Below are 26750 nucleotides of genomic sequence, written 5' to 3'. Positions count from 1 at the left end.
TAACCCACGCTGGTAATAGGCACAACATAAAAAACGAGATTCCGGATCAAGTCCGGAATGACAAATAAGGGGGAGTCTAATTTTTTATCATTACGTCTTTCGTTTTTGGTTAAGTTGCTAACTCCCCCCTCATCCTTGATCCTTCTCCCCATAGGGTAGAAGGCAATAAGGGAGTGAGTAGACACCCCATACTTTTTTACCCCATTTCCTTTTCCGCCTTCGGCGAGATTGCCACGTTACGAAGCCCCTCCTACGCCAAGGTATACCTGCCGAAGCTTCTATTTTAGCGTAGGTTGGCTTCGGCGGGTAAAACTCGCTAGACAAAATACAAAAGACGGAATGGGGGGGCTGTTAACAAAAGGTTCAAGCCTTTTGTTCATCTACTCTGAGCCTGTTAAGCCCTTCGGAGATGTCTTATATGCAGAAGGGTGAGTTCTCAGAGTGCCCGATTGTTACGTAGAAGGTGTATGCGCCGTAGTACCAGAGTGAGTAGACACCACATACTTTTTTCCCCCTTGACAGAACAAAAAAACTGAGGTAAAATAAGGGTTAACTAACTTTGTTAGACAAGACTAACTTTTTAAGGAGAAACTCAAATGTTGAGATTAAATAGTGCTGTCAATGGATATTACAGAATAGTAAGAATTGGGTTAGAATGTCCTGAAGCAAAGAGGCGTTTAACCACACTTGGTATTTTTGTTGGAGATATTATAGAAGTAACTAAATCTTCCCCTGGACCTGTAATTTTTAAAAAAGGTGAAACCAGCATAGGTATAGGGCAAGGCATTGCAATGTGTGTATCAGTTATCCCTTTAAAACTTAGCAGAGGACGTTTAATATGAAAGAAAAAACAATTATTCTTACAGGCAACCCCAACACTGGAAAAACTACCCTTTTCAATTCTTTGACTGGTTTACATCAAAAGACAGGCAATTGGCCTGGTGTTACAGTAGAAATAAAAGAAGGTTTTTTTACTCATAACGACACAAGATACAAAGTTATGGACCTTCCTGGAACCTATTCTCTTACATCTTTTACCGAAGACGAAAAAATTGCCAGAGACATACTTGTTAAAAAGAATGCCGATACTGTTGTAGTTGTTGCCGATGCAACCAACCTCGAAAGAAGCCTATACCTTGTTACCCTTATGCTTGAACTTGAACAGAATGTTATTGTTGCTGTAAATATGTGTGACGCTGCTGAAAAGAAAGGAATCAATATTAACATAAAACAGCTTGAAAATATAATGGGTATTAAGTTTGTTCTAACAACTGCAAACAAGAATATTGGAATATCTGAACTAAAAGATTTGATACATTCTTCCGCTGTATTAACGGAGAAAAAAAGTATAAAAATCAATTACGGAAAAGAGGTAGAAGAAGTAATTTCTGAACTACAACCAATTATAAAAGAGTTTACCCCGCCCTACCCTTTCCGTTTCTTTGCAATTCGTTTGATAGAAAAAGATGCGGAATTTATTCAGAAACTACAAAAAGAAGGTGTCTACTCCACAGTAGAAAAAATAATTAACAAGTTGGAGAGTCTTTGCCCTGATATTGAAAATTTTATAGTAGAGAAACGATATGCTTATATTCATGGTGTTGCAAAGGAATGTGTTACTAAAGAGAAACTTCTTGAAGAAAAGATTGAATTTACAGCTAAATTAGATAAAATTTTTACACACACCTTCACAGGGAGCATTATTTTTCTTTTCTTTATGTGGTTAACTTTCCAGATTGTATTTAATCTTGGAGGACCTTTTGCAAATCTGTTAGATAACCTTTTCTCTAATATTTCTATTAAAGTGGCTCAATTTCTATATTTTGCTCAGTTACCACAATGGATTACTTCACTCTTTACTGAGGGCATCATTTCTGGGCTTGGTGCAATAATAGTTTTCATACCCAATATATTTTTACTCTTTTTTATTTTTACCGCAATGGAAGATTCAGGATATATTTCAAGAGCCGCTTTTGTAACTGATAGAATAATGCATACAATTGGTCTACACGGTAAAAGTGCTATACCTATGATATTAGGTTTTGGATGTAATGTACCGGCAATTATGGCTACCAGAACCCTTGAAACAAAGAAGGACAGAATAATAACTATTCTTGCACTTCCTTTTATGAGTTGTTCTGCTCGGTTACCTATTTTTCTCTTATTTACAAGCATATTTTTTAAGAAAAATCAGGGTTCTATCCTTTTCTCACTTTATATTATAGGAGTACTTGCGGGAATGTTGACTGCCAGAATTTTTAAATCACTTTTTTTCAAACACGAATCGAGCCACATTATTATGGAACTACCTCCCTACCACGCTCCCGACCTTAAAAATATGCTTATATCAGCTTGGGAGAGAACATCCCTATTTTTGAGAAAAGCTGGTTCAATGATTTTTGCTGGTGTTGTCCTTGTATGGTTTTTAAGTTATTTTCCTCTTTCAGCCGAATATGCAAGCAGAGAAAGTTTTACTGGAATTATTGGGAGTTTCCTTGTTCCTATATTGAGGCCTGCTGGATTTGGTAATTGGCAAGCCGGTGTTGCTTTAATATCTGGATTGGTAGCAAAAGAACTTGTTGTTGGAACTTTTGGGGCTGTACTTGGAGGCGCAAAGAATATGTCTATAGCCTTATCCCAACTTTTTACACCTGCTTCTGCTTACTCTTTTATGCTTATGACTCTCTTGTATATCCCTTGTATTGCAACTATCGCTGTTATAAAACAAGAAACAGGGTTTAGATGGGCTTTCATTGCTACAGTATGGTCTATACTTGTTGGCTGGATTGCGGCTGTCTTATTTTATCAAACAGCAACTCTTTTCTTTTAGGTAAAATATGTTAACACAAAGTCTTGAAGATTATCTTGAAGCTATAAAAATTATCGAAAACGAAAAAGGTATCGTTAGAGTAAAAGATATTGGTGATTTTCTTAATGTAAAAAGTCCTTCTGTTGTCACTGCTCTTAACACCCTTTCATCTAAAGGGTATATCAAACAAGAAAAATATAGCAATGTACACTTGACCTCTAAAGGAAGGAAGAAAGCTGAAAAGATATACCAAAAACATCTTGTGATAGTCAAATTTCTTACTCAAATACTTAAAGTTCCTCTAAGTATTGCCAAAAAAGATGCCTGTAAAATAGAGCATGTTATCAGCAAAGAAACCTACGAAAAAATATTATCTTTACTTGAAAAAAGAGAAGCAAAAACTGATTGATGATTCCTTAACTATGTTTTAATAAAAATCCGTGTAAACAGCAATATACATCATAATCTCATTAACCTCTCTGCAAACTCTTGAGAGATTTACTATCCCGAACATTCCCAAGGGGAGAAGGCAAAGGTTGGGGCATTCCTTTTCCGCCTTCGGCGAGATTGCCACGTTACGAAGCCCCTCCTACGCCAAGGTATACCTGCCGAAGCTTCTATTTTAGTGTAGGTTGGCTTCGGCGGGTAAAACTCGCAAGATAAAATACAAAAGACGGAATGGGGGGGTGTAAAAAGCGGATCAAGTCTCGACAGTATTTCTGAGGGAATTACTTCCTTTGTCTTAAATACTATTTGGTGAATTTTACAAAAAAGTAATCTGTATCATCAGTTCCATCTACATATTTAAATCCAAGTCCTTCTATAAAAGATTTCAATTCTGGTATAGGTGGAATCATATCTTTACTAACAATCTGGTGAGTTTTTTTATGAAACCTGTTTATATGTTCTCTTCCCCATAGGTGTGAAATAATAAAAAAGCCACCCTTTTTTAGTATACGGTATATCTCATTAAGGGCTATCTCTTTTTTTTCAAAATGAGGATAACAGGCATTGGCTATTATTCTATCAAAAGTATTATCTGGAAAATTTGTGCTATGTATATCTGCAACCATTGGTATAACATTTTTTGGATAATTTTTACTTATGAGTTTTTCAACCATTTTTTCAGCATAATCGATAGCAAAAATTTTAAGTTCTTTCAAATCTCCTGCAAGAAAGAAAGGTATAAGAACACCTGTGCCTGTTCCAACGTCAAGGACAACTTGGTCGTTGGACAATTGACATTCTTTTATTAACTTACGACAATTTTGAACAGATATGTTCTGTTTTTCATCCCAATTCTCCGCTTTCATATTAAAAAACTCTTTTTGTGTTTTCATATTTTCTACCTCTTAAAGTGAATTTTTGGTAAATTCATTCTGTTTTATGCTATCCACACATTTTGTCGTCCTGAACTTGTTTCAGGATCTCTAATGTAACCCACGCTGGTAGTAAGAAAAACGAGATTCCGGATCAAGTCCGGAATGGCATACAGGGCAATCCCTCGTATTTTTCCTTGCCTGCAAATACCCCTCCACCTACGCCAAGGTATACCTGCCGAAGCTTGTATTGTAGCGTAGGTTGGCTTCGGCGGGTAAAACTCGCAAGACTAACTACAAAAGACGGAATGGGGTTTTAAACAGACCTACCAAATGAATTCTTTTTTACAATTCTTTTAGGTGAAAAAACAACTGTAAGAATAAAGATTATACTTGAAACAATCACTATAGAAGCACCAGCAGAAAGATTAAAATATGCAGCAAGGAAAAGTCCTACCCAACCAGAAATAACTGCAAACAGAACTGAAAGAAGGTACATCTTTTTCATACTGTAAGTTATCTGGTAAGCAGAAGCAGCCGGGTTTATAATTAAAGCAAAAACAAGTAGCCCTCCAACAGATTGTAAGGTTGCACTCACAGTTGCACCAGTAAGAAACAGCAGTAGATAGAAAAATAGTGACGCCGCTATACCACTGGCTTTTGCAAGTTCTCTATTAAAAACAACCGATTGTATCTCTTTATAAAAAAGTATCGAAACAAGAGTGACTAACTTTGACGTAATAAATAGAACACGAATATCCAATGAGTTAACTGTAAGAACGCTGCCCCACAATAGGTTTAACGCTTGACTTTTACCCTCCGGTAGCATCCCCATAAACAGGAAAGCCATACCGAGTGTTGAAGAAAAGATTATTCCAATAGATGTTTCTGGATGTAACTGACCTTTATCAGAAAGAGGACCAAGAACAGAACAAGCAAAAAGAGTAAAAATAAAAGAAAATAGTAGTACAGGTTTACCTAATACAAGAGCAAGTAGAGCCCCTGCGAAAGCTGCATGAGAAATAGCAACCCCTATAAAAGAGATTTTCATAATTACAATCCAAACCCCAACAATACCACAGGCTACCCCTGCAAACAAACAAGCAAGCAGTGCTTTCTGAAAAAAAGCCAGTTTAATTAGTTCCATTTAACAACTTTGTAGAAGATAAAAACTGTTTAATGTCAACATCCATTACAATATTTCCTCTTTCCATCCAAACAACACGGTTACACAACTTTTTTATTATATCAATATCGTGAGAAACCAGAAGAATTGTTTGTTTATTAATTTTATGCAATTGTAAGATTATATCAACAAAATTCTTTACCATTTCTCTATCCAACCAAGCAAAAATTTCATCAAACAACATTATCTGTGGTTCTTGCATTAAAGCCCTACCAATTAGGATTTTTTTCTTTTCGCCACCGGAAAGTTGCCCAAAAGGTTTCTCTATTATGCTTGACAAAGAAAGAAGTTTTATTACCTCATAAAAAAGTTTTTTTTCCATTTGGGTTAAACGTTTTAAAAACTCCATTTTTGGGTATCTTCCCATAAGAATAACATCTTTAGAGATTATGGGCAGTTTAGGGTCTATTTCAAAATGTTGAGGAACGTACCCTATGTTTTTTCTTAACCTGTTTCCGTTAAACTTTGTCAACTCTACCCCATCAATAAAAACATTCCCAGAAAAGATTTCTGCAAGCCCGTTGACTGCACATAGAAGAGTTGTTTTTCCTGCACCATTATGCCCAAAAATTCCAATAATCTCTCCTGAATGTATGTCGAGAGAAAGGTCTTGAATAATTGTTTCAGATAAATATCCAACCGTAACATTATTTAGCTGTATTAAAGGTCTCATAATCGGTAACTATCTTCTTAATGTTTTCACACAAAGTTTGCCTTAAGGTTTGGGTATTCGGAAAAACACCTGGATAGTTTGAGATGGAAGAATGCGGAATGTTCAAATGTTTTGTTAATACCTTTCCGGTATCTTGACCTGCCTGAATATTGTCTATAATAAGTTTGACATTATTGTTTTTTGCCTCTATAAGCAAATTACGAATAATTTCGGGGGTAAGTTCTTCTTTTCTACCGTAGGTAGCAACTACTTTAAAACCTAAATACTCAAGAAAATCTTTTAAATGAGAATTACATATTACTGGTAAATCATACATTTTTTTACTTATAATCATCTCTTTAGCTGACTTATCAGTAATTTTAATCCTTTTTACTCCACGTGTTATATTTTTTGTAAAAAGATGTTTTTTTTGAGGATACAATTTAAATAGAATATCAGCCACTTTTTCATAAACTGTTATCTGGTTGGCAGGAATAAGCCAGTTACCGTCTACATCAACAATGTATATTGTAAACTTTGGGTTTTTAATAGAATCTTTTATTTTAGTAAGGTATTCTTCATAACCCTGGGCAAAAAGTATACCCTTTTTTTCAATAGTAACAAGATGACCTATTTTTAAATCAAAATGTCCTGGACAACTGCCAGCAGGAACTAAAGTAGAAACTTTTATCTGTTTACCCGATATATCATCTATTACTGAAGAAATGACACTTGTGGTTGCAACAATGTCTTGTCCATATAAAAAACTTGTAGAAACCAACAATATAAAAAATATAAAAATACGTTTCATAGTTTTTCCTCCTACCCGTCCACTTTGTCATCTATGGAGCGGTAGTAAAATGAGATTTTGGTTCAAGTTCAGAATGACAAGCAGGGACTTTCCGAAGGTTCGACCTTCGTATTCCTTTATTATATTTAATAAGAGGTATCCCAATATTTTCTCCACTCAGGAGATATTTTTAATTCAGTATCTGGGGCAAGAGGGGTTTTATTACCGCTACCGTCAGCGTTGCTATGATACGACTCTGGTCTTTTCCATTCAACATGCCCGTCTCCAAAAAGTATATTTGAACCTCCAGAATGAACTCTTACTACAGCCCAATATGAAGTTGACCCCCCAAACAATTCAACACCTTCTGGGCTTTCTACCTCATCTTCTTGGTAAGGGGGCCCAGCATTGCATCCCCCACGACCATCAACAGTTCTACCCCACTCTACAACAAGAATTTTGTTACCAGGATTATTTATTGCATCAGAGTTTCTACCAGCAAACCCAGGATAAACTTCTCCAGCGCCAATGTTGTATCCTTGCCCATAGTGCCAGTTGTCTGAAGGAATGGTCTTTCCGTGGCGGCTTGGACAGTTAGATATATCATTTCTTGTATCTGACGCTACATATGTCCATAACCTTGCTTTCCAATCTGGTTGAGGCACATAAAAATCGTTCCAATCAATTTTGTACATTTCAAAAGCAATACCAAGTTGTTTTAGGTTGTTCATGCAGGCAGTTGCTCTTGCTTTTTCTCTTGCTTTACCTAAAGCAGGTAGAAGCATCCCCGCAAGAATCGCTATAATTGCTATAACAACCAACAATTCTATTAAAGTAAACCCTGCTTTATTTACGTTTTTGTAGTTTGTCTTGTACAGAATATTACTTTTAGCTCCCATTATATACCGCTCCTTGTCAAATAATGTTATTTTTTGAGTTTTTGTGCTACTGAATTGAGCAAAAAAAAGTCTTGTAACTCTAAATTGTAACATTTTTATTGCAAAAAGTAAAAAAACCTCACCTTTTTACCCATACGGAGCAGTTGTAAAAAACGAAATTCCGGATCAAGTCCGGAATGACAAGCAGGGAGAATCCCTCGGAGGTACTCGGGACAAGACCTCAGGGGGAGAAGGCAAAGGCGAGAGTGGTAGACACCACATACTTTTTTAGAGATGACAAAATGGGCGTTCATGATGACAAGGCCCAAGAGTATCTTTATTTATTAAAAAAGCCCAACTATTTTGCCGTCTTTATTAATATCCATTTTAGTGCCTGCTGGTATAGAAGGTAACCCAGGCATAGTTCTCATATCTCCGCATAGTGGATATAAAAAACCTGCTCCAGCAGAAATTCTTATATCCCTTACTGGAAGAGTAAATCCTTCTGGTCTTCCTTTAAGTAAAGGGTTGTGAGAAAGAGATAGATGAGTTTTAGCCATACATATAGGCAAGTTAGCAAATCCCCATTTTGTATAAGTGGCAATCTTTTTTTCTGCTTCCAGCAAATATTCAACCTTTGACGCTCCATATATTTGTGTAGCGATTGTTTCTATCTTCTTTTTTATATCCCATTCTAAATCATATAAAAACCTAAAATTTTTATCTTTTTCACAATTTGATATAACCTTTTCGGCAAGTTCTATACCGCCCTCCCCGCCTTTCTCCCAAACCTGGCTCACTGATACATCGTTGGCTCCATATTTTACTGCCAGTTCTTTTAAAAGAGATATCTCTTTTTCTGTATCAGTAGAAAACCTGTTTATTGCCACAACTACTGGTATTCCAAAAAGTTTTGCGTTCTCTATATGCTTTGCAAGGTTACAACTCCCTTCTTCTAAAGAAGTAATATCCTCTTGTATCAACCCTTGCGAAAGAGGTTTACCTGGCACAATTTTAAATTTACCGCTATGCATTTTTAATGCTCTTACAGTGGCAACAATAACTACACAATCGGGTTTAAGACCGCTATATCTACATTTTATATTCATAAATTTTTCCATACCACAATCTGCCCCAAAACCGCTCTCTGTAACAACATAATCAGCAAGTTTAAGGGCTATACGGTCGGCAATTATAGAACTATTGCCGTGTGCAATGTTGGCAAAAGGGCCAGCATGCACAAAAACAGGTGTATCTTCAAGTGTCTGCATAAGAGTGGGATTAACAGCATCTTTAAGTAACACTGCCATTGCTCCCGCTGCTTTCAAATCTTCTGCTGTAACAAATTTTTTGTCCACATTTGTAGCAACAATAATGCGTGATAGCCGTTCTCTTAAATCAGAAAGGTTATCTGCAAGAGCCAATATAGCCATTACCTCCGAAGCCACAGTAATATCAAACCCACTTTCTCTCGGTATACCATTCTCTTTACCACCAAGACCTACCACAATATTTCTTAAAGTTCTATCTGAAACATCAAGCACTCGCCTCCATTCAATAGAAAAAGGATCAATCCTTAAAGGATTTTTCTTGCTAAGAGAATTATCTATGAAAGCTGCAAGAAGGTTATGAGCCAACCCAACAGCGTGCACATCTCCGGTAAGGTGCAGGTTAAAATCTTCCATAGGTACCACCTGAGAATACCCACCACCTGCTGCGCCACCTTTTATTCCAAAAACAGGTCCAAGGGAAGGCTGTCTTATGCAGGTAAAAACACTCTTATTAAGTTTATGTAGCGCTTGCGAAAGCCCTATAGTTGTAACAGTTTTACCTTCACCCAGAGGGGTTGGTGTAATAGCGGTTACATCAATATATTTCCCATTTTTTTTAGTTTCAAGGGTTTTAAGAATATCTAAAGAGACTTTTCCTTTATACCTTCCGTAAGGTTCAAGAAACTTTTCGTCTATACCTGCATTTTCTGCTACTTCTGATATATGTTTTATTTTAGCATTCTGAGATATTTCAATATCTTTAAGCATAGTTCTCCTATTAAAATTATTTTTCAAATTTTATAAAACCAGCGTTTTCAAGTCGCCAGAAAGAATCACCAGTAGCCACCCAAGCAAAAAGACCGCTTCTCTTATAAGTTCCAAGGTTAAAGGATAGTTTGTCTACATCTGATATTTTTATACCTAACGCTGAAAACGGTATCTTCATTTCTGATACCCAAACAGCATTTTTTTCGTCAAGAATTGAGACTTTATATTCTATAGATTTTTTTATGTTTAGCAATTGTTCGTACGGCATAGAAAATTTGTTAATAACCTCTACGTTACCCTTAAAATACCCACCAATTATATATATGGGTCCTGTAAGCATATCATCGCTCCACCAGGAATTGGTTAAAGGTCCCATCTGTCCTTCTATAGAAACCTCAAAAAAAGCCCCATCAAATTTTTCCATTGCATAGGGCATATCTTTTGTATAAGGGTCTGCCTGATGTTTAGAGGCTACATAAAGATTTTGATTGTCGTATTGGAGCCAAGCGTAACTTCTTGCACCACCTGCCACCTGTTTTTTTCCATCACGAAAATGTTGTTCAATTATTATAGCTTTCTTTATATCAAGCCCTCCCCATTCATTTGGGTCGAGTTTCCCATCTATCTTAATCTGTTTTTTTGAAATAGGAACTGTGTAGGTTAAAGGTTCTGAGACTCTTTGTAAAGGAGCCATTGTAGTTGCTTGTAGTTCTTTTAGTGTATCACGTTTTACGTTATGATATTTACCTATATCATCTTTTGTTCTGCTAATTGGCCAAGTTACTCTAAGTTCATCTTTATAAAGACCTATCTTATTTATATCAATTGGCTCTGCTCCTGTTAAACCATAAGCGGGAGACCCTGGTCTTAATCTAAAATCCATATTCTCACGGTCAATAAATAGTAAATCTTCGCCATCCCAATTGTTCCTTATAATGTTATCTTCTCTAACTATTCCACCAATACCTAAAAACCTTCCTCCAGTATTGATGTTTCGTTCTATAATAGTGTTTTTTGTTCTCATAGGAGTTTCATCCTGCATAGAGAAGAAGAGTTGAGGGAACCTATAACTCCAAGGCGGTTGTTTATAGTTAACGCTAACAAGTTTATTTGAAAAACTCCTAAAATTTGCAGATATTGGTTCTTTTTTCGAATCAAAGAAAAAATCCATACCTCTCTCTCCAACGCTAATTCCTGACCGTTCTGCTTCAATCAAAAGATTATTCTCAAGTCTCATATCAGGATGAGAACAGGAAATCCCGTTAGGGAAAGTGTAAAAAATATTCTTTTCTATAACCATCCCGCCGTTTCTTCCATCAACATGTATACAATTTAACCCTTTAGTTAAATTTGGTGAGGAACGGTAACTTATATGGTGCATAAAATTGTTCCGTATTACGGTTCCTCGATTCATCCATCTCCAGTTATGATGCGCTCCATAAACATACATACTTCCAAGTTCTCTACCTTCGTGAACTACATCGTGCAACTCGTTATACTCTATAATATGGTCCATAGCGTTAAAATATATTCCCTGCATAGGACTATCATATAAAAGATTATGAGAAACCCTCTGCCCCATACCATCAATACTTATACCTTGCCTATAACCGCCATCAAACCGGTTAAAACGGTGAATATAATTATTCTCAACTAAATGTCTTGAGGGAATAAGTTTAACTCTATCGCCTCCAGTTAAAGAAATACCACCAGCACCCGTATCAAAAATATCACAACCTACAATTGAATGTTCCCACCCATTGTTTACAACAACACCCCATTGTCCAATATTTTTTACATTGCTTGATACAATTAAATTGTTTCTCCCTCCTTCGATTTCCACTCCGTTGACCTGAGTTGCCTCAACAGTAATACCTGAAAAAACTATGTTTGATGCTTCTTTCATCAATACAATAGGTGTTTGAAGAGTTGAGACAATAATTTCGCTATTTGCAATTTGTTCAGGTGGAAAAAAATATAGTTTTCCTGTATCTCTGTCAAGATACCATTCTCCAGGGTTATCTAATTCACATAATATATTGTAAGCAAAGTAAGGCACATTTAAACCTATAGAAGTTCTGTTTGGGGTTGTTGAAATAATTTTATTTACGGTATCAATAGATTTCACTTTTATATGGTCTTTTGAATAAACAAAATACCAGTATCCATTTAGCCAAATATCTTTCTCGTTTACCCACTTGTCGTGCCGGGTATCAGAATATACAAAACCGTCAATCTGGTAAGGACCTCTACCCTTCATCTCTCCATCTTTTCTTTTTATACCAGCCACCCTTGCATACCCTTCGTTTGGCCAGCGAGCAAGCCACATAGGTTTACTATTAAAAAACAATTCCATTCCGTGAGGGAACGAAGATCTATCTCCTTTCATATAAGCAAGTTGCCCATACTCTGTTATTCCAAGTTCTTTTAAGTCTGAAACCCATATTTTACCTTTTGATTCTTTTGGCAACTGTTCTAAAATGACTTTATCAGTGAGTGGTTTAAAATTTGTTATCTGTTTACCGCCTATAATACGGACTTTTTCTTTTGGGTAACTACTATAAACTATTGGAGAATCTTCTGTACCAGAATCGTCTTTCCCAAAATATAGACCCTCATCAAGAAAATATTTACCTTCCCTAAGAACAACTTTAATTCCCCCAGTAGGTAAACCTTTCTCTTTTATTTTGCGGACCTCTTCCTGAGCCCTTTTTATTGTTTTAAAAGGACTCTTCTCTGTCCCAGAGTTGGTATCTACTCCTTTCGTTGATACATATATTAACTTACGAGGGCTCATAATTGTTTCAATAAACTTCTCTTTTTTGGTCTTTAATAATCTACTATCTGCTACCCCTTCTATCTGTTCTAACCTATCTATTAGGTCATGTCTATAACCTTCGTGAGGGTACAACGATAATTCTTCCTGTCTCAAAAGTTTCTCATAGATACCTCTTGCAACAGAATATTTCTTCTCATCTTTATACGTATCTGCAGCCTTCAATTGTGAAGTAAAAATGTGGTATTCTAACGCACCCGGAACCTCTGTGACTTTCTGATAAATCTCTCGAGCTTTCTTATAGTTTTTCTCTTCAAGATATACTTCTGCTTGCTGAAACAAAGCATATATGCGGTAATAATCAGACAAACCTTTTAATTTTTGTATCTCTTCAAAAGTTTTATGTGAGTTAAAATAATCTTTCTCCAACCTATAACTTTCCGATATATTAAATAGAGCATATTCCTTACCAAAACTTGGTAAATGTTTAAGTTTTTCGTATTCAGCTCTTGCTTTCTTAAAATTTCCTTCTTTTATGTAAGCATCGGCTTTTAAAAAAACTTCATCAGGGGTTGACATCCCAAAACCTTTACCTTCAGTCTCTATCTCTTTTATATCAAGAACCCTGTTATATATAACTACCTCATCTATATCCAACAAAGCCGACCCACCACTCCTAAAACCTATCCTAAACGGCTGTTTAACGTCAATATATTCACCCTCATATTCAGCAGTAGAAACAAGCAGACCGTCAACATAAAGTTTAATAATTTTCCCATCCCAAGTTGCAGCAACATAATGCCATATACCATCTGAATACATCTTGTCACTTTTTGCTCTAATATTATTTCTTTCTATACCAATATCAAAAGATAGATAAGCAGGTTTATATTCTGTAATTAAACGCCACCCGCTACCCCATCCAGGCGGAGAAGACACAATGTAAGCTCCTTTACCTGCTTCTGGCATTATACTACCGGGTCCATTTTTTCTAAACCAGACCTCTAACGTGAACTGCTTATTTTCAATAGGTACAGGTATTCCTTGATACCAACCCTGATCAAGGCGAACAGCTTTTTTTTCAGGCCATCTTCCCTCTATCACTTGAAGGTCATCAATCTTTTCTTTAGTTTCTCTTATAAGAAACGGAATAAATTTTAAATCACCTTTGTTATCACTTAAATCTTTAACAATGGATTGGCTATCTTTTACATCCTCAAAAGTATAATATCTTACTACTGATTTATCTTCTTTTAAGGTATCTCTACGTTTTACCCAATTGGCATACCCGTTATCCTGCCCTCTTAAATTAAAAGTCAAACTTACTACGAAAATAAATGTAAATCTCAAAAAAATTTTTATATTCAATTTTCATCTCCTTTATTAGTTTAACGTTCTACCAAATTAACGATTTTTGTCGGTCTGCGAACTACACTTTCTACGCGCCCATTTTGTTATTATGGGTGGTAGGAAAAACGAGTCCTGTCCCGACAGTATTTCTGAGGGATAAACCTCATCCCATTAACCTCTCTGCAAACTCTTAGGGACTTACTACCCCAAACATCCCCATTGGGTAGAGGGCAAAGAAGGGGAGTGAGTAGACACCACATACTTTTTTACCACTTATTTTTCAAACTTCACAAAACCTGCATTCTCAAGACGCCAGAATGAAGTGCCTGTTGGGACCCAAGCAAAAAAACCACTCCTCTTATAAGTTCCAAGGTTAAAAGATGTTCTTTCTATTTCATCTGGATTTAGCCATATATTTGCGAAAGGTATCTTTATTTCTACTGCCCATTCTCTTGTCTCTTCATTAAGAAGGGATACCTTATATTCAACTGTTTCTTCAAGTTTTTTTATATCTTTATATGGCATACCAAATTTATTGCTAACCCTAAGAGTGCCATTAGCATTAAAAACAAGAACATATAATGGACCGGTTGCCATATCGTCTGTCCACCAACTCAAACTATGTGTGCCATGCCTGCCTTCTATATCAACCTCAAAAAAATCTCCTGTAAATTTTTTTAGGTTAGGTGCCATACCTTCCTTGTAAGGATCTGGTTCAAATATTGCCGCAATATAAAAATACTCTTTATCATAAAGGGCCCATGCGTAAGTCTTAGGACCTTTCTTCTCTTTATCCCCTTTATATTCGTTTTCAATTATCATTGCTTTCTTTTTATCAAGACCTAACCACTCATTTTTATCCAACCTACCATCTATTTTTATATCAGTTTTCCGTTTTTCTATTATATATTCAAGGGGCTCACTTATTCTACCAGTTGGCGCCATTTCAGTAGTTTTTAAATCTGAGACTGCTTTCCACCCTTCTAACAAATACTTACCAATATCTTCTTTACTTCTATTGACAGGCCAACTTGCTCTTAAATTATCTTTATAAACACCTATCTCTCCCATATCAACGGGCATATACCCACTAAGAGCGTAAGCAGGTGAACCAGGTCTTATATGAAAGTTCATACCTTCTTTATCAATAAAGAAAGGTTCACCGCCATCAAAATTATATGATATATTGTTTTCTTTTTGAGAAACTCTTGCGTTAATAAAAGGTCCGCCTGTGCTGATATTTCGTTCAACAACATTATTCTTAGATTTCATCAACTCATTATCCATAAGAGCAGAAACCAATTGAGGGTAACGATAATTCCAAGGTGGCTGTTTATACCTTACGCTCTTAATTTTTTGAGCCCAGCCAGATATCCTACTCAGAATAGGTTCTCCTTCCGGGCTAAAAAAGTAGTTTAACCCTCTCTCTCCTATGCTAACACCGCCCCTTGTAGCGTCGACAAAAACATTATTAATATGTATCATATCAGGGTGAGAAGAAGAAATACCATTGGGAAATTTGTAAAAAATGTTATTCTCCAGAACAAGCCCTCCATTTCTACCGTCAAGATGTATACAGTTCAAACCTTGGCTTAAATTAGGAGAAGATTGGTAACTTATATGGTGTATAAAGTTGTTCCTTATCACACTACCTCTATTCATCCATCTCCATCCATTATGAGCACCATAAATATACATAGCACCAAGTTCTCTACCTTCGTGAACCACATCGTGTAGTTCGTTATACTCTATAATATGGTCCATTGCATTAAAATATATTCCTTGCATAGGACTATCGTGTATAAGGTTATGAGATATTCTCTGTCCACACCCATCTATGCTTATCCCTTGCCTATAACCTTGGTCAAACCTGTTAAATCGGTATATATGGTTATTTTCAGCTAAATGACAAGATGGTATAAGTTTAACTCTATCGCCGCCAGTAAGAGAAATGCCCCCAGCGCCAACATCGTAGACATCGCAACCTACTATTGAGTGTTCCCAACCATTATTTACAACAACACCCCACTGACCAACATTTTTTATAACGCTTGATGCAATTAGATTGTTTCTGCCACCTTCAATCTCTACTCCGTTAACCTGAGTTGCCTCTATTGAAATATTTGAAAAAAGTATGTTTGAAGCCTCTTTCATACTTATTACTGGCTTATCAATGGTAGAAACTATTACCTCGCTGGTCTGTATTGGAGATGTCGGGTATAAGAACAAGAGTCCTTTTTCTCTATCAAGGTACCATTCGCCTGGTTCATCAAGTTCACTTAACAGGTTGTACGCATAATATGGAACATTAATAGCAATCGAACTATTGTCGCCACCACCTAAAGATGAAAATTGAATAACCTTCTCAGTAGTATTTATAGAATCTATTTTAATATGGTCCTTTGAAAACACGTAGTACCAGAAACCACACATCCAAGCGTCTTTCTCGTTGACCCATCTTTCGTGCCTTTTATCAGAATATTTAAATCCACCTTTTTGCGAAGGTCCTCGTCCTTGTAGTGCGCCATCTTTTTTTGCAATACCAGAGGTTCTTGCGTGTCCTTGATTTGGCCAGCGAGCAAGCCGTAAAGGCGAACCGTTAAAGAATAGTTCCATCCCGTGTGGAGTAGAACCACCTGTACCTTTCATTGCAGAAAGTTGTCCATAATTCTCTATTCCTGTTTTTTTTACATCGGCAACAAAAACCTTACCTACCGCTTCTTTAGGTAAAACTTTTTTTATTTCAGAATCGGTAACTAGTTTAAAGTCTCTTACCTGTTGACCTCCTATCAGTCTAACTTTTTCTCCCAGATAACTACTATAAACTATTGGAGAATCTTCTGTACCTGAATCTTCTTTCCCAAAATATAGGCCTTCGTCAAGAAAATATCTCCCTTCTCTAAGAATAACCTTAACACCGCCTGTTGGTAAACCTTTCTCTTTAATTTTTCGAACCTCTTCCTGAGCCCTTTTTATTGTTTTGAAAGGGCTTTTCTCTGTTCCAGAATTGGTATCGGCTCCTTTAGTTGACACGTATATCATTTTTTTAGGTAGATTTATCCGTTCAGAAAGTTTCTCTTGCCTTGTTTTTACATTATTTCCGTCTGCAACACCTTCTAACTCTTCCAACCTATCTCTTAACTTTAAACGATGTCCTTCATTTGGATGTGAAAGTTTTTCTTCCTGAATCAATAAATCTGCAAATATTTTTCTTGCAGTAGAATGGAGTTTTTCTTCTTTATATGTATCTCCAACTTTTAAACGAGCTTCAAAACGGTGGTCGTTAAGTGCTTCTTCAATTTTTTGTATCTTTTCAAGAGATTTTCTGGCATTTGCAAAATTTTTTTGTTTAATATAAAGTTCTGCCTGTTTGAACAGAGTATGAACTTTGTATAAGTCTGGAATAGCATCAAGGTTAAGTATCTCATTAAAAGTTTTGTGAGCGTTAGAGTAATCCTTTTCAAGCATATATGTTTCAGCAATATTAAATAGAGCCATTTCAGTACCATACCCAGGCAGACCTTTCATTTTAAGGTACTCTGAGCGAGCTTTAGAGTAATCTTTCTGTTTTAAATAAGTATCAGCTTTTGAAAATATATCTTTTCGGGATACAACGATCTCTTCTGGTTTTAACGCTCTGTTATATATTATAACTTCGTCTATATCAAGTTTTGTTGAACCAACACCGTGGGCTGAGTAACCTATCACAAAAGGAGTTTTTGTTGCAACGTATTTACCTTCAAATGAGTCTGCTTTAACTATCTGTCGTTTTTCGTTTCTCATTGTCATACTGGTTTCAAGCAACTGCCCGTTTATATAAATATTCATTTGAGACCCATCGAAAGTAACTATCAGATGTTGCCAAACATCGTCGGCAATAGGGATTTTAACAGAAACGCTTGTGGCGCCTAAAGGTTGCCCCACCTCGAAAATTAATGTTGTAGGTTGTTCGTATGCTGTAATAATCCGCCACCCTTGAGAATACCCTGAGACAGAAAGTATGGTTCCATTTCTCCTTTTACTCCTGAGTAGAATATCTCCAATACCTTGACGTTTAAACCAAACTTCAGCAGTAAACTGGTTGTTATCACCAATATTGTATGCCTCTCCTCTAAAAGAACCTCTATTTAGTCTTATAGCTTTTTTTTCACGCCACCTTCCTTCAACTATCTTCAAATCATCAAAAACTTCTTTAGTTTCAGGGTCTGTATAAGGTAGGTAGGTAAGGTCTTTCCCATCTTTACCTAAATCTTTGACCACACTTTTACTATCTTTAACGTCTTCAAAGGTATAATACCTCATTACACTACCGTCTTCTTTTAAAGCATCTCTCCTTTTTAGCCAATCAGAATAACTTGATTGACTTCTTGCTGAAAAAGCGGAAAGAATAACTAATAAAAACATACATTTAATTATCTTCACAATTACCTCCTTTTTAACAATTAAGTTTGCCAAATTGGCGATTTTTGTCTTCTATCCCTCGAAGATACTCGGGACAAGAACCCGAGGGTAGGGGCAAAGGCGAGAGTGAGTAGATAACACCCCATACGCTTCTCTTTTATCCTTACAAAGACGAAATAGGAACACAACTAAAAACCAGATTCATTAAGAATATCTAATATATACCTATCCCAACCTAGTGGCATTAAATGGATACCTGCACAAAGAGCCTTTACTCCCCTAATAAGTTCTACAGCAATCTTTATACTAACTTTTGCTCGCTCTTTTTTATCAGCATCAGCCAACAGTTTTATATATTTATCAGGGACACTCACACCAGCAACATTTTCGTTCATAAATTTTGCCATACCAGCAGATTTTAACAATACGATACCTGCTAAAATCGGAACATTATATTTACTAACTCTATTCATAAAACTTTCAAAAGAGCCAATATCATAAACCGCTTGAGTTTGAAAAAATTTTGCGCCTGCTTCTATCTTCTTTTCCATTTTAGCCAACTGTAAATCGAGCGGGATATACCCTGGGTTTACTACAGCACCAAGAAAAAATTGAGGTGAACCGTCAAGTTGGTTACCTACCATATCCTTCCCTTCCATCAACCCTGTTGCAGTTTGTAGCAGAGAAACAGAGTCAAGGTCAAAAACTGGTTTTGCTTGAGGGTGGTCACCAAGTAACGTATGGTCACCTGTTAGAAGCAGAACGTTTCTTATACCCAATACAGAAGCGCTCAATAAGTCGGATTGTAAAGCAAGGCGGTTTCTATCTCTACAGGTAAGTTGAAAGATAGGTTCAAGGCCCCTCTCAATAAGCAACCGAGATGTAGCAAGAGAACCCAACCGCATAACTGAACTTTGGATATCGGTCACATTAAAAGCATCTATTTTTATTTTTAACTTTTCTGCTTCCTGTATATGTGGAAGAAGATTTATCCCTTTTGGAGGTCCTACCTCGCTTGTAAAAACAAACTGTTTCGATCTTAATTTTTCTTCAAAATTCATCTTTTGCCTTTTTAGATATAAGACTATAATCTCTTACAGAAATATCAGAAAATAGTTTATCGTTACTGGTTTTTATTGAGTTTAACCGATTATATATCAAAATCCACCCACAATCAATTTTTGAGTTTACTTCGCATTTACCATTCTCGTCCGCTCCGCCACAAGGACCATTCAACAACCCTTTAGCACAAGCAGTTAAGGGACATATCCCACCAGTAATATTTAAGTAACAATTCCCGCATTGTTCACAATCAACATCTTGAGAAGACACACCTTGAAATCCGTGCAAATAAAAGGTGTCACAACCAGGTAAAACAACCTTATCTTCTAAAAGTTTGGCTACAACCTGAACACCAACACCACAAGAAAATATAAGTAATTTATCAGTTTTAAGGATTGCAGGAAGATTTTTTTTAATATATTCTGAGGCAAACTCTTGGTTGCAAAGGTAATCTATCCTTAAAACTCCTTTTATCTTATCTTCGTTTTCCGCAATAAATAGGTTGATATCTTTTTCAGGGAAAAAAACCTCTTTACACCCAAAACATTTAATGATATACAAATTCTCTTCTTCGCAAAGTTTTAATAATTTGTCTTTATTTTTAAGTTTTGTTATCAACATATAATTTTGCCTTCTTAATTAAACTCAGTATATCTATTTTAGAAGCACAGATATACTGGCAACATCCGCATTCTATACAATTTTTAACTTCATACTCAACACATTTGTTCCATAACCCTTTTTTTCCGTAAAAAGCAAAATAGTGCGGATACAATTCCATAGGACAAACATCAACACATCTCCCGCATTTTATACATACTCGTTCTGTTGAAACATCAACAGGGCTTCTTTTGTTGGATATAATCCCGGTAGTTCCTTTAACAATATAAGAGTTCAAATCTTCCTGTAAAACCCCCATCATAGGACCACCCATCTTAACTTCATAATTACTCAAATCAAAAGAATCCGAAAAACATACCCTTGCAATGTCTTCTAAAGGAGTCCCCACCTTCATCAAAAAATTACCTTTTCCAGAAACGCCTTCTCCATCAACAGTAACAACCCTTTCAATAAGTGGCAGTCCCTCATACACTGCTTTGTAGATACTGTATGCTGTGGCTACATTAAAAACAACCACCCCAACATCAAAAGGCAATCCATCTGGAGGAACAGTCCTGTTTATACTCCTTCTGATAAGCATCCTCTCAGCGCCTTGAGGGTATTTGGTTTTTAATTTCAAAATATTTACGGATGGGGTTGAACATTTTTTTATATTTTGGTAAGCCTCTTCTTTATTATCTTCTACACAAAAAAAGGTTCTTTTTACGTCAAGAATTTTTTCTATAACAGAAACACCTTTAAGAATATCTTCTGGATACTCGCACATCAAACGGTTATCTCCGCTAAGGTGGGGCTCACATTCAGAACCGTTTATAATCAAAGTATCAACAGGTTTTGGAGGTGACAATTTTGCAACAGAAGGAAACATAGCACCACCCAAACCCACCAGCCCTTTATCTAACAAGAATGTAATAATTTCTTCCTTCCCAAGAGATTCCCAGTTTTCCAAGGGATATACTGAATCATCAAGGGTCTCAAGACCATCGTTTTCGACCACCAGAGCAATCTCTTTTTTGTTGGTGATAGGGTGTCTTTTTTCTGTAATAGAAAGAACCTTTCCACTCACCCCTGAATGGATATGAGAAGAGATAAAACCTGTAGATTCCCCTATCTTTTGACCTTTTTTTATTTTTTCACCTTCGTTTACAATAGGTTTTGCTGGTAGACCTATATGTTGTGAAAGAAATATATATAATTTTTCTGGTGGAGGGAAAGTTCTTATAGGGATTTGAGAAATACTTGCTTTATTATCTTCAGGGTAAAGCCCACCATAAAAACCTTCGTTTCTTCTATTTTTATTATTAATTGAAATTTTTGCTTCTTCATCATAAGGAAATATATTATAATCTCTTGTTTCAGGTACATTAGAAATAGTTCTTTTCTGTTTTTGCAATCTTTCATATATCTCAACCCAGGCACACTTTTTTGTTGGGTCAACCTCACACATTCCATTTTTATCTGTCCCACCGCAAGGTCCGTTTAGAAGACTTTTTGCGCAATCTATTACCGGGCAAATTCCACCCGTGGAACCAAGATAACACTGTCCACAAGAAGCACATAGTTCTTTACCTAAAGATATTCCGTGGGAACCTCTTATACTTGTTAAATTGTCGCTATGAGAAACTGTATTGGTTAATGTTAAAACCTTTCTATTTGAAAACCTGCCAGAAACAAACTGGATTCCTATACCACAAGCCACTACCCCTATGGGTATATCCGGGTCTATATTTGAAAGGATTTCTTTTGTTAGATAATTGTTACACAAGAAAGGAACAGCCACACACTTAACAAGAGTTACACCACAACTCTCAAGAATATTTCGTATCTTTTGACATTCTGGTTTTATATCAGAACTAAATTCCTTATAACATTTCTCACATATCAAAATCTGTATAGTGATTAAACCTTCAACGAGTTTTTTAATTTCTTCTACTGGTTTAAGTTTATATTTTGTATAATCAATTGTTATATTGCCTTCCATTTCGCCGCCTTTACAACATTTCTCAAAAGAATTGCATTTGTAATAGGACCTACTCCTCCCGGAACTGGAGTTATATGAGAAGCTTTATTGACGGCTTCCTCAAATTCTACATCTCCAACAAGTTTATCTCCAACCCTGTTTATTCCAACATCAATAACAATAGCGTCTTCTTTAACCCAGTTCCCTAAAATTACGTTAGGTTTGCCAACAGCGCTTATAAGTATATCTGCTCTATTAACATATTCTTGAAGTTTTCCAGTTTCACTTGTAGCAATATGACATATTGATACCGTAGCAAATTTTTCAAGAAGTAGTAAAGATACTGGTTTCCCCACAATATTACTATGCCCAACAACAACCGCTTCTTTACCGTAGAGGTCAACCCCAACAGATTCAATACATTCCATAACAGCGAAAGCAGTACACGGAACAAAGATTGGTTTCCCATAAACAACCCAACCCATATTAAAAGGATTTACTCCTTCCACATCTTTAGATGACGAAATAGTCGCTTGAATTTTTTTACTATCAATACCAACAGGTAAAGGTAGTTGCACAATTATACCAGTAACAGAATTATCAAGATTAGTTTTTTCTATTTCTTTAAGAATCTCTTCTTCAGTTAAGGTGTCACTAAAACTCCTCAACTCATAAGATATACCAACTTTTTTACATCTATTTCTCTGTTGTTTCACGTAAACACTACTTGCTGGATTTTCTCCTACCTGAATAGTTACCAATTTTGGAACTATTTTTTTTTCAGATAAAAACAACAATTCTTTTAAGAGTTCTTTTTCAATTCTTTCAGCAATGGCTCTACCATCAATAATATTAGCTTTCATAATTATCCTCACTATTCATCCATAAGAAGGGTTGTCTTTTTATACAAATCTTCTATCTTTTCTTCTAACTTTTCTACATCTAAAAGAACTTTTTTTAAAACATTTATATCATCAATACATTTTATGTTGACCAGAATACTTGTTTTAGCTATTTTAAAAGTTGTAAAAGCAAGTTTTGAAGCAATAATTGCATCAGAAACAAGGTATCTATTACCTTTACTTATAAGTTTATCGGCAAAAGAAATTATTTTTATTATTTCTTTACAAATATCAAAATGTAGATATACAGATTCTATCAAGTATTTGTTAGCTAAAGGAGGGTTCTTTTTGGTATATTCTCTTATATTAAAATAGAGTCTACTATCTTCTTCTATATATTGTGAAAACTTTTCGAGTATTTTATCGTTCTCTTCTTTAATGTTTATAAGTTCGTCTTGATAGGAGGCATACTTTTCTTTACCTAATGTATAATTTAAAACCATATTTATTAGTGCCGAACTAAGAGAACCTATTAAAGCAACAACGCTACCACCACCTGGAAAAGGTGTCTTCTGTGAGAGTTTTAAGAGATAGGTTTTAATTGACTGGTTTAGATAATCAAAATCCTTTGCTGACATCTTTTAATCTTTTGTAAGTTTCGTAATGCTGGTCCCAAAGGGCAGTCTCTTTTGGTTGATAAAGAAAAAGAGGAAAAGAGTTTCTAACAACTTCTCTCAACTGAGTTAAATTAGATATTACTTTTTTTGCCATCATCTGAACAAGAAGATTACCAGCAGAGGTCGCTTCTACAGGACCTGCCATTACTGTCTTTTTTGTAGCAGAAGCAGTAAATTGTGACAGAAGCCTATTTTGAGAACCACCTCCAACAATATGGAGAGACTCGACCTTATTATTTATAGCGTCTTCAAGATTTTCAAAAGCAAATTTATATTCCATCGCAAGACTTTCAAGAATAACTCTTGTGATAGACGCAACACCTTCAGGGACTTCTTGTCCAGTTTTCTTACAAAAAGACTGTATTTTTTCTACCATATTTCCTGGAAATAGAAATTCATTTCTGTTGATATCAATAAAAGCAGTAAAAGGTTTTGCTTTGTCAGCCATTTCAGTCATCTCAAGGTAAGAATGCTCTGTCCCTTCTTTAATCCATTCTCTCCTACATTCCTGCCATATCCACAGCCCCATTATGTTCTTTAAAAACCTTATACTTCCACCGTAACCGCCTTCATTTGAGAAATTATAATTGTAACTCTTTTCGTTTAACACAGGATTTGCTGTCTCAACTCCAAGTAAAGACCACGTACCAGAAGATATGTACCCCCAGACAGTTTCGCCAGCAGGTACTCCCACAACAGCAGAAGCAGTATCGTGGCAACATACCGCATAAACAGGTATATCCCCACAACCTGTATCTTCCTTTATTTCATTAGAAACGTTTGCTATAAAAGTTCCGGGAGAAATAACATCTGCAAGAATATTCCCGGGTAACCCAAGTTGTTCAAGTATATCATAGTTCCAATTCCCTCTTGGAGCCCGCATCTGCCCGTGTCCATTAGAGTTATACATAGCAGATGTGCTTGCTATGGTATATTCAGAAACTTGTTCACCTGTAAGAAAATAATTGAAGATATCAGGCATAAAAAGAAGTTTTTTTGCATTATCAACTAAGTAAGGAAACTCTTTTTTTGTTGCATATAACTGAAAAAGCGAAGAGATAGGAATAGTTTGAAGACCTGTCTTTTCAAAGAGTTTTTCTTGTGAAACAGTATTGAATACCTCTTCTGGAACTCCTTGAGTGCGACCATCCCTATAATGAAAAGGGGTGGATAATAGCAACCCGTTGTCTCCAAAAAGCCCAAAATCTACTCCCCAAGTAGTAATACCAATCCCTTCAATATTTCCTTCTTGTTTAGCAATAGAGATAATCTTCTTTATTTCAGAAAAGATACCAAGAGCATCCCAATATATATGAGAATGGAGTCGTACATTATGCGAAGGGAATCTATGGAGTTCTTTAATGTTCAGTTTATCTCCATTAAACTCACCAAGTACACCTCTCCCTGTTTCTGCCCCAAGGTCAATTGCGAGAATTTTTTTTGTTTCCATAAGTATAATTTAATCTATATTTAACTTAAAGTCAAATATAAAAAAAAAGGAACATTTTTTTAGTATTATTAATATTTTATTGACTAACTCTTCCTCCCACCACGGAGATAAGATAAAACACGTAGGCTCATCCGTGCCTATTAATCTGCAAACGTTCTGAAGGTCAGGCCTTAGAAAAAAGTATATAATATAAACGAATTGCGAGATGAAAACCGATGTAATTATCTTGGTAACCAACAAAAGGCATTAAAAACTTTGAGGCGAGAAAGTCTTATCACAAACAATAGGTTTTTCAATAGCACCACACTTGTCATAAAAAAACTTAGCAATTTCTTCAACAGCCTTTCGAGGACCCTGAACTATCATATCAATATTACTCTTTTCAAGGTCATCTCTTATATCTGGAATTGCAATAGCCATTTCTATAGCGCTTTTAAGGTTATACTTGTTTCTGTTCTGGTAGAGATATGTATTCAATTTGTATTTGTTTGCAATTTGAGTTACTGGCATAATTGGTCTTAAATGAAAATCTTCCAACCTATGAGATTGAACATTAAGCATTTTGGTAGTATATATGTATTCATCTGCGTCTTTACCCATTTTTTTAAATACTGTTGAAGCAAAATCTCTTCCATTATTTAGAAAAAAGATACTGTAATGAATCAGAAAATCCTTCATTACCGAATCTATATCTTTCTTGTTGGCAAAGTTTGATTTTTTTAAAGAAGGTTTCATTTCTAAAAGACTTTCACCGTGTCTTTCATAAAAATGGGCGAGCGCTTTTCCCATCTCAAGAAGATGGAGTGTAACAGCAATAGAACTTCTTACGCCTCTAAGAAGTGGATGGTCTTTTTCAATTTCAGCGTTTCTAAGATAAGTATCATAAAGAGATTCAAGTCGGTTAAAAATTGACCTATAATGTTCAAAAGACTCCTCTGTATAATGAACATCGGCATTATTTTGGCAGAAAAAGGTGTTAAAGAATTCGAGACTTTCCAAGAATTTTACAAGAATATCTATACTTGCTTCACCTGTTTCTTTTGCAACAAAAACATCTATATCTTGAGGCAACAATTTTTGTTGAATTTCTGCTGAGAAAGTTTTATTTGAAGGTTTAACAGAAGGTTTTTTAACGCCTATCTTAATGGCATCTGCCTGAAGTTCTTTTATTAAGATTTTAAGGTCGGTCAAACATCGGTTAACGGTTTCACTCAGCTCTTGTATAAACTTTTTCTTATCATTCTCTTTTAATTCTAACATATAACTATCAAACCTGATAAGTATATGGATACCTTGGAAAATAACAATATTCATCCACCTAATAGATGCAATTAATTTCCTAAAATAAGAAAATCTTTTATTTAGAGAAGCCCCAACGTCATCTAAAAAAGTTTCTATCCTATCAACTTCTTTCATAATAGAAAAGACCATCTCTCTACTTGGATAATTTTTTAGGTACCTAAATTTTGACAGGACTTTAAATAGTTCTTTTGTGCTTGATTCTAATTGAGGAATAAACTCTTCTTCTATCTCATTTGGGGTAAGTATTTTTATTAAAGATTCTGAATTTTTCATTTTCTTCTCCCAAAGCTTTTTGCTTATTTGTAAATGCCTTCTAACAGCCCATTTTATCGCCCAAACGCACCAACTTGTCATCCTGAACTTGTTTCAGGATCTCTAATGTAACCCACGCTAGTAGCAAGAAAAACGAGATTCCGGATCAAGTCCGGAATGACATATAGGGGGAATCTCTCGTATTTATCCTTATTATTTTTTTGCTTTTTCTTCCAGTAAAAAAGTATGTGTTTAGGAACGAATTACGAGGTGCTACTACAACTCAAGCAAGAATCGGGCTGTTAACAAAAGGTTTAAGCCTTTTGTTCCCCTACTCTGAGCCTGTTAAGCCCTTCGGAGATGTCTTCTATGCAGAAGGGTGAG

General features: G+C 35.7%; 18 protein-coding genes. 3 read left to right on the top strand and 15 right to left on the bottom strand.

Translation table 11 applies throughout. From position 1 onward, the window contains the following. The first annotated feature begins 596 nt into the window (after positions 1–596). The 3 genes from M0P98_05910 to M0P98_05900 are packed head-to-tail and all read left to right on the top strand — an operon-like array spanning position 597 to position 3218. The gene (locus M0P98_05910; GenBank protein ID MCK9266398.1) at positions 597–842 is read left to right on the top strand and encodes a ferrous iron transport protein A; all 246 of its coding nucleotides are present in this window, start codon (positions 597–599) and stop codon (positions 840–842) included. Beyond that, complete coding sequence (gene feoB / locus M0P98_05905; GenBank protein ID MCK9266397.1) at positions 839–2830, top strand: ferrous iron transport protein B; 1992 nt, start codon at positions 839–841, stop codon at positions 2828–2830. The genes M0P98_05910 and feoB overlap by 4 nt, the downstream gene beginning before the upstream one ends. Positions 2831–2837: 7 nt before the next feature. After that, positions 2838–3218, top strand: a complete 381-nt coding sequence (locus M0P98_05900) for a metal-dependent transcriptional regulator (protein ID MCK9266396.1) — start codon at positions 2838–2840, stop codon at positions 3216–3218. A gap of 340 nt (positions 3219–3558) precedes the next feature. On the opposite strand, the gene M0P98_05895 is transcribed toward M0P98_05900, so the two are convergent. The 15 genes from M0P98_05895 to M0P98_05825 all read right to left on the bottom strand — a co-directional run bounded on the left by M0P98_05895 (position 3559) and on the right by M0P98_05825 (position 26387). Next, the gene (locus M0P98_05895) at positions 3559–4149 is read right to left on the bottom strand and encodes a class I SAM-dependent methyltransferase (GenBank protein ID MCK9266395.1); all 591 of its coding nucleotides are present in this window, start codon (positions 4147–4149) and stop codon (positions 3559–3561) included. A gap of 295 nt (positions 4150–4444) precedes the next feature. Next, positions 4445–5275 carry a metal ABC transporter permease gene (locus tag M0P98_05890; GenBank protein MCK9266394.1) on the bottom strand — a complete coding sequence of 277 codons (831 nt, stop codon included), beginning with the start codon at positions 5273–5275 and terminating at the stop codon, positions 4445–4447. Then, the gene (locus tag M0P98_05885; protein MCK9266393.1) at positions 5262–5987 is read right to left on the bottom strand and encodes an ATP-binding cassette domain-containing protein; all 726 of its coding nucleotides are present in this window, start codon (positions 5985–5987) and stop codon (positions 5262–5264) included. The genes M0P98_05890 and M0P98_05885 overlap by 14 nt, the downstream gene beginning before the upstream one ends. Then, positions 5962–6777 (bottom strand): metal ABC transporter substrate-binding protein, encoded by an 816-nt coding sequence (locus M0P98_05880; GenBank protein ID MCK9266392.1) that lies wholly within the window; start codon positions 6775–6777, stop codon positions 5962–5964. Before M0P98_05880 ends, M0P98_05885 begins: the two co-directional genes overlap by 26 nt. A gap of 125 nt (positions 6778–6902) precedes the next feature. Continuing rightward, the gene (locus M0P98_05875) at positions 6903–7655 is read right to left on the bottom strand and encodes a prepilin-type N-terminal cleavage/methylation domain-containing protein (protein MCK9266391.1); all 753 of its coding nucleotides are present in this window, start codon (positions 7653–7655) and stop codon (positions 6903–6905) included. Positions 7656–7978: 323 nt separating this feature from the next. Further along, on the bottom strand, positions 7979–9673 hold the full coding sequence (locus tag M0P98_05870; GenBank protein MCK9266390.1) for a formate--tetrahydrofolate ligase: 1695 nt from the start codon (positions 9671–9673) through the stop codon (positions 7979–7981). A 16-nt stretch (positions 9674–9689) separates the two neighbouring features. Then, positions 9690–13817, bottom strand: coding sequence for a right-handed parallel beta-helix repeat-containing protein (locus M0P98_05865; GenBank protein ID MCK9266389.1), 4128 nt, complete (start codon positions 13815–13817; stop codon positions 9690–9692). 255 nt (positions 13818–14072) lie between these two features. After that, positions 14073–18221, bottom strand: a complete 4149-nt coding sequence (locus M0P98_05860) for a right-handed parallel beta-helix repeat-containing protein (protein MCK9266388.1) — start codon at positions 18219–18221, stop codon at positions 14073–14075. Between the two features lie 167 nt (positions 18222–18388). Then, the gene (locus M0P98_05855; GenBank protein ID MCK9266387.1) at positions 18389–19261 is read right to left on the bottom strand and encodes a methylenetetrahydrofolate reductase; all 873 of its coding nucleotides are present in this window, start codon (positions 19259–19261) and stop codon (positions 18389–18391) included. Further along, positions 19251–19883 (bottom strand): methylenetetrahydrofolate reductase C-terminal domain-containing protein, encoded by a 633-nt coding sequence (locus M0P98_05850; protein ID MCK9266386.1) that lies wholly within the window; start codon positions 19881–19883, stop codon positions 19251–19253. Before M0P98_05850 ends, M0P98_05855 begins: the two co-directional genes overlap by 11 nt. Then, on the bottom strand, positions 19864–21864 hold the full coding sequence (rsxC, locus tag M0P98_05845; GenBank protein MCK9266385.1) for an electron transport complex subunit RsxC: 2001 nt from the start codon (positions 21862–21864) through the stop codon (positions 19864–19866). Before rsxC ends, M0P98_05850 begins: the two co-directional genes overlap by 20 nt. Next, positions 21849–22706 (bottom strand): bifunctional 5,10-methylenetetrahydrofolate dehydrogenase/5,10-methenyltetrahydrofolate cyclohydrolase, encoded by an 858-nt coding sequence (locus M0P98_05840; protein MCK9266384.1) that lies wholly within the window; start codon positions 22704–22706, stop codon positions 21849–21851. Before M0P98_05840 ends, rsxC begins: the two co-directional genes overlap by 16 nt. 11 nt (positions 22707–22717) lie before the next feature. Then, on the bottom strand, positions 22718–23323 hold the full coding sequence (locus M0P98_05835; protein MCK9266383.1) for a cyclodeaminase/cyclohydrolase family protein: 606 nt from the start codon (positions 23321–23323) through the stop codon (positions 22718–22720). Continuing rightward, entirely contained in the window at positions 23304–24812 is a 1509-nt protein-coding gene (locus M0P98_05830) for a rhamnulokinase (GenBank protein ID MCK9266382.1), read from the bottom strand. The genes M0P98_05835 and M0P98_05830 overlap by 20 nt, the downstream gene beginning before the upstream one ends. 246 nt (positions 24813–25058) lie before the next feature. Beyond that, entirely contained in the window at positions 25059–26387 is a 1329-nt protein-coding gene (locus tag M0P98_05825) for a hypothetical protein (protein ID MCK9266381.1), read from the bottom strand. Positions 26388–26750: the final 363 nt, after the last annotated feature.

It is taken from the genome of bacterium (genome assembly GCA_023230585.1).
Taxonomy (GTDB): domain Bacteria; phylum Ratteibacteria; class UBA8468; order B48-G9; family JAFGKM01; genus JALNXB01.
This window is presented reverse-complemented; position numbering and strand designations above follow the sequence as displayed.

Coding starts and splice junctions, on each gene's coding strand:
- M0P98_05840 (MCK9266384.1), bottom strand. CDS start 22,706: ATGAAAGCTAATATTATTGATGGTAGAGCCATTGCTGAAAGAATTGAA.
- M0P98_05880 (MCK9266392.1), bottom strand. CDS start 6,777: ATGAAACGTATTTTTATATTTTTTATATTGTTGGTTTCTACAAGTTTT.
- M0P98_05835 (MCK9266383.1), bottom strand. CDS start 23,323: ATGTCAGCAAAGGATTTTGATTATCTAAACCAGTCAATTAAAACCTAT.
- M0P98_05825 (MCK9266381.1), bottom strand. CDS start 26,387: ATGAAAAATTCAGAATCTTTAATAAAAATACTTACCCCAAATGAGATA.
- M0P98_05910 (MCK9266398.1), top strand. CDS start 597: ATGTTGAGATTAAATAGTGCTGTCAATGGATATTACAGAATAGTAAGA.
- M0P98_05830 (MCK9266382.1), bottom strand. CDS start 24,812: ATGGAAACAAAAAAAATTCTCGCAATTGACCTTGGGGCAGAAACAGGG.
- M0P98_05850 (MCK9266386.1), bottom strand. CDS start 19,883: ATGTTGATAACAAAACTTAAAAATAAAGACAAATTATTAAAACTTTGC.
- M0P98_05855 (MCK9266387.1), bottom strand. CDS start 19,261: ATGAATTTTGAAGAAAAATTAAGATCGAAACAGTTTGTTTTTACAAGC.
- M0P98_05875 (MCK9266391.1), bottom strand. CDS start 7,655: ATGGGAGCTAAAAGTAATATTCTGTACAAGACAAACTACAAAAACGTA.
- feoB (MCK9266397.1), top strand. CDS start 839: ATGAAAGAAAAAACAATTATTCTTACAGGCAACCCCAACACTGGAAAA.
- rsxC (MCK9266385.1), bottom strand. CDS start 21,864: ATGGAAGGCAATATAACAATTGATTATACAAAATATAAACTTAAACCA.
- M0P98_05890 (MCK9266394.1), bottom strand. CDS start 5,275: ATGGAACTAATTAAACTGGCTTTTTTTCAGAAAGCACTGCTTGCTTGT.
- M0P98_05870 (MCK9266390.1), bottom strand. CDS start 9,673: ATGCTTAAAGATATTGAAATATCTCAGAATGCTAAAATAAAACATATA.
- M0P98_05885 (MCK9266393.1), bottom strand. CDS start 5,987: ATGAGACCTTTAATACAGCTAAATAATGTTACGGTTGGATATTTATCT.
- M0P98_05895 (MCK9266395.1), bottom strand. CDS start 4,149: ATGAAAACACAAAAAGAGTTTTTTAATATGAAAGCGGAGAATTGGGAT.
- M0P98_05900 (MCK9266396.1), top strand. CDS start 2,838: ATGTTAACACAAAGTCTTGAAGATTATCTTGAAGCTATAAAAATTATC.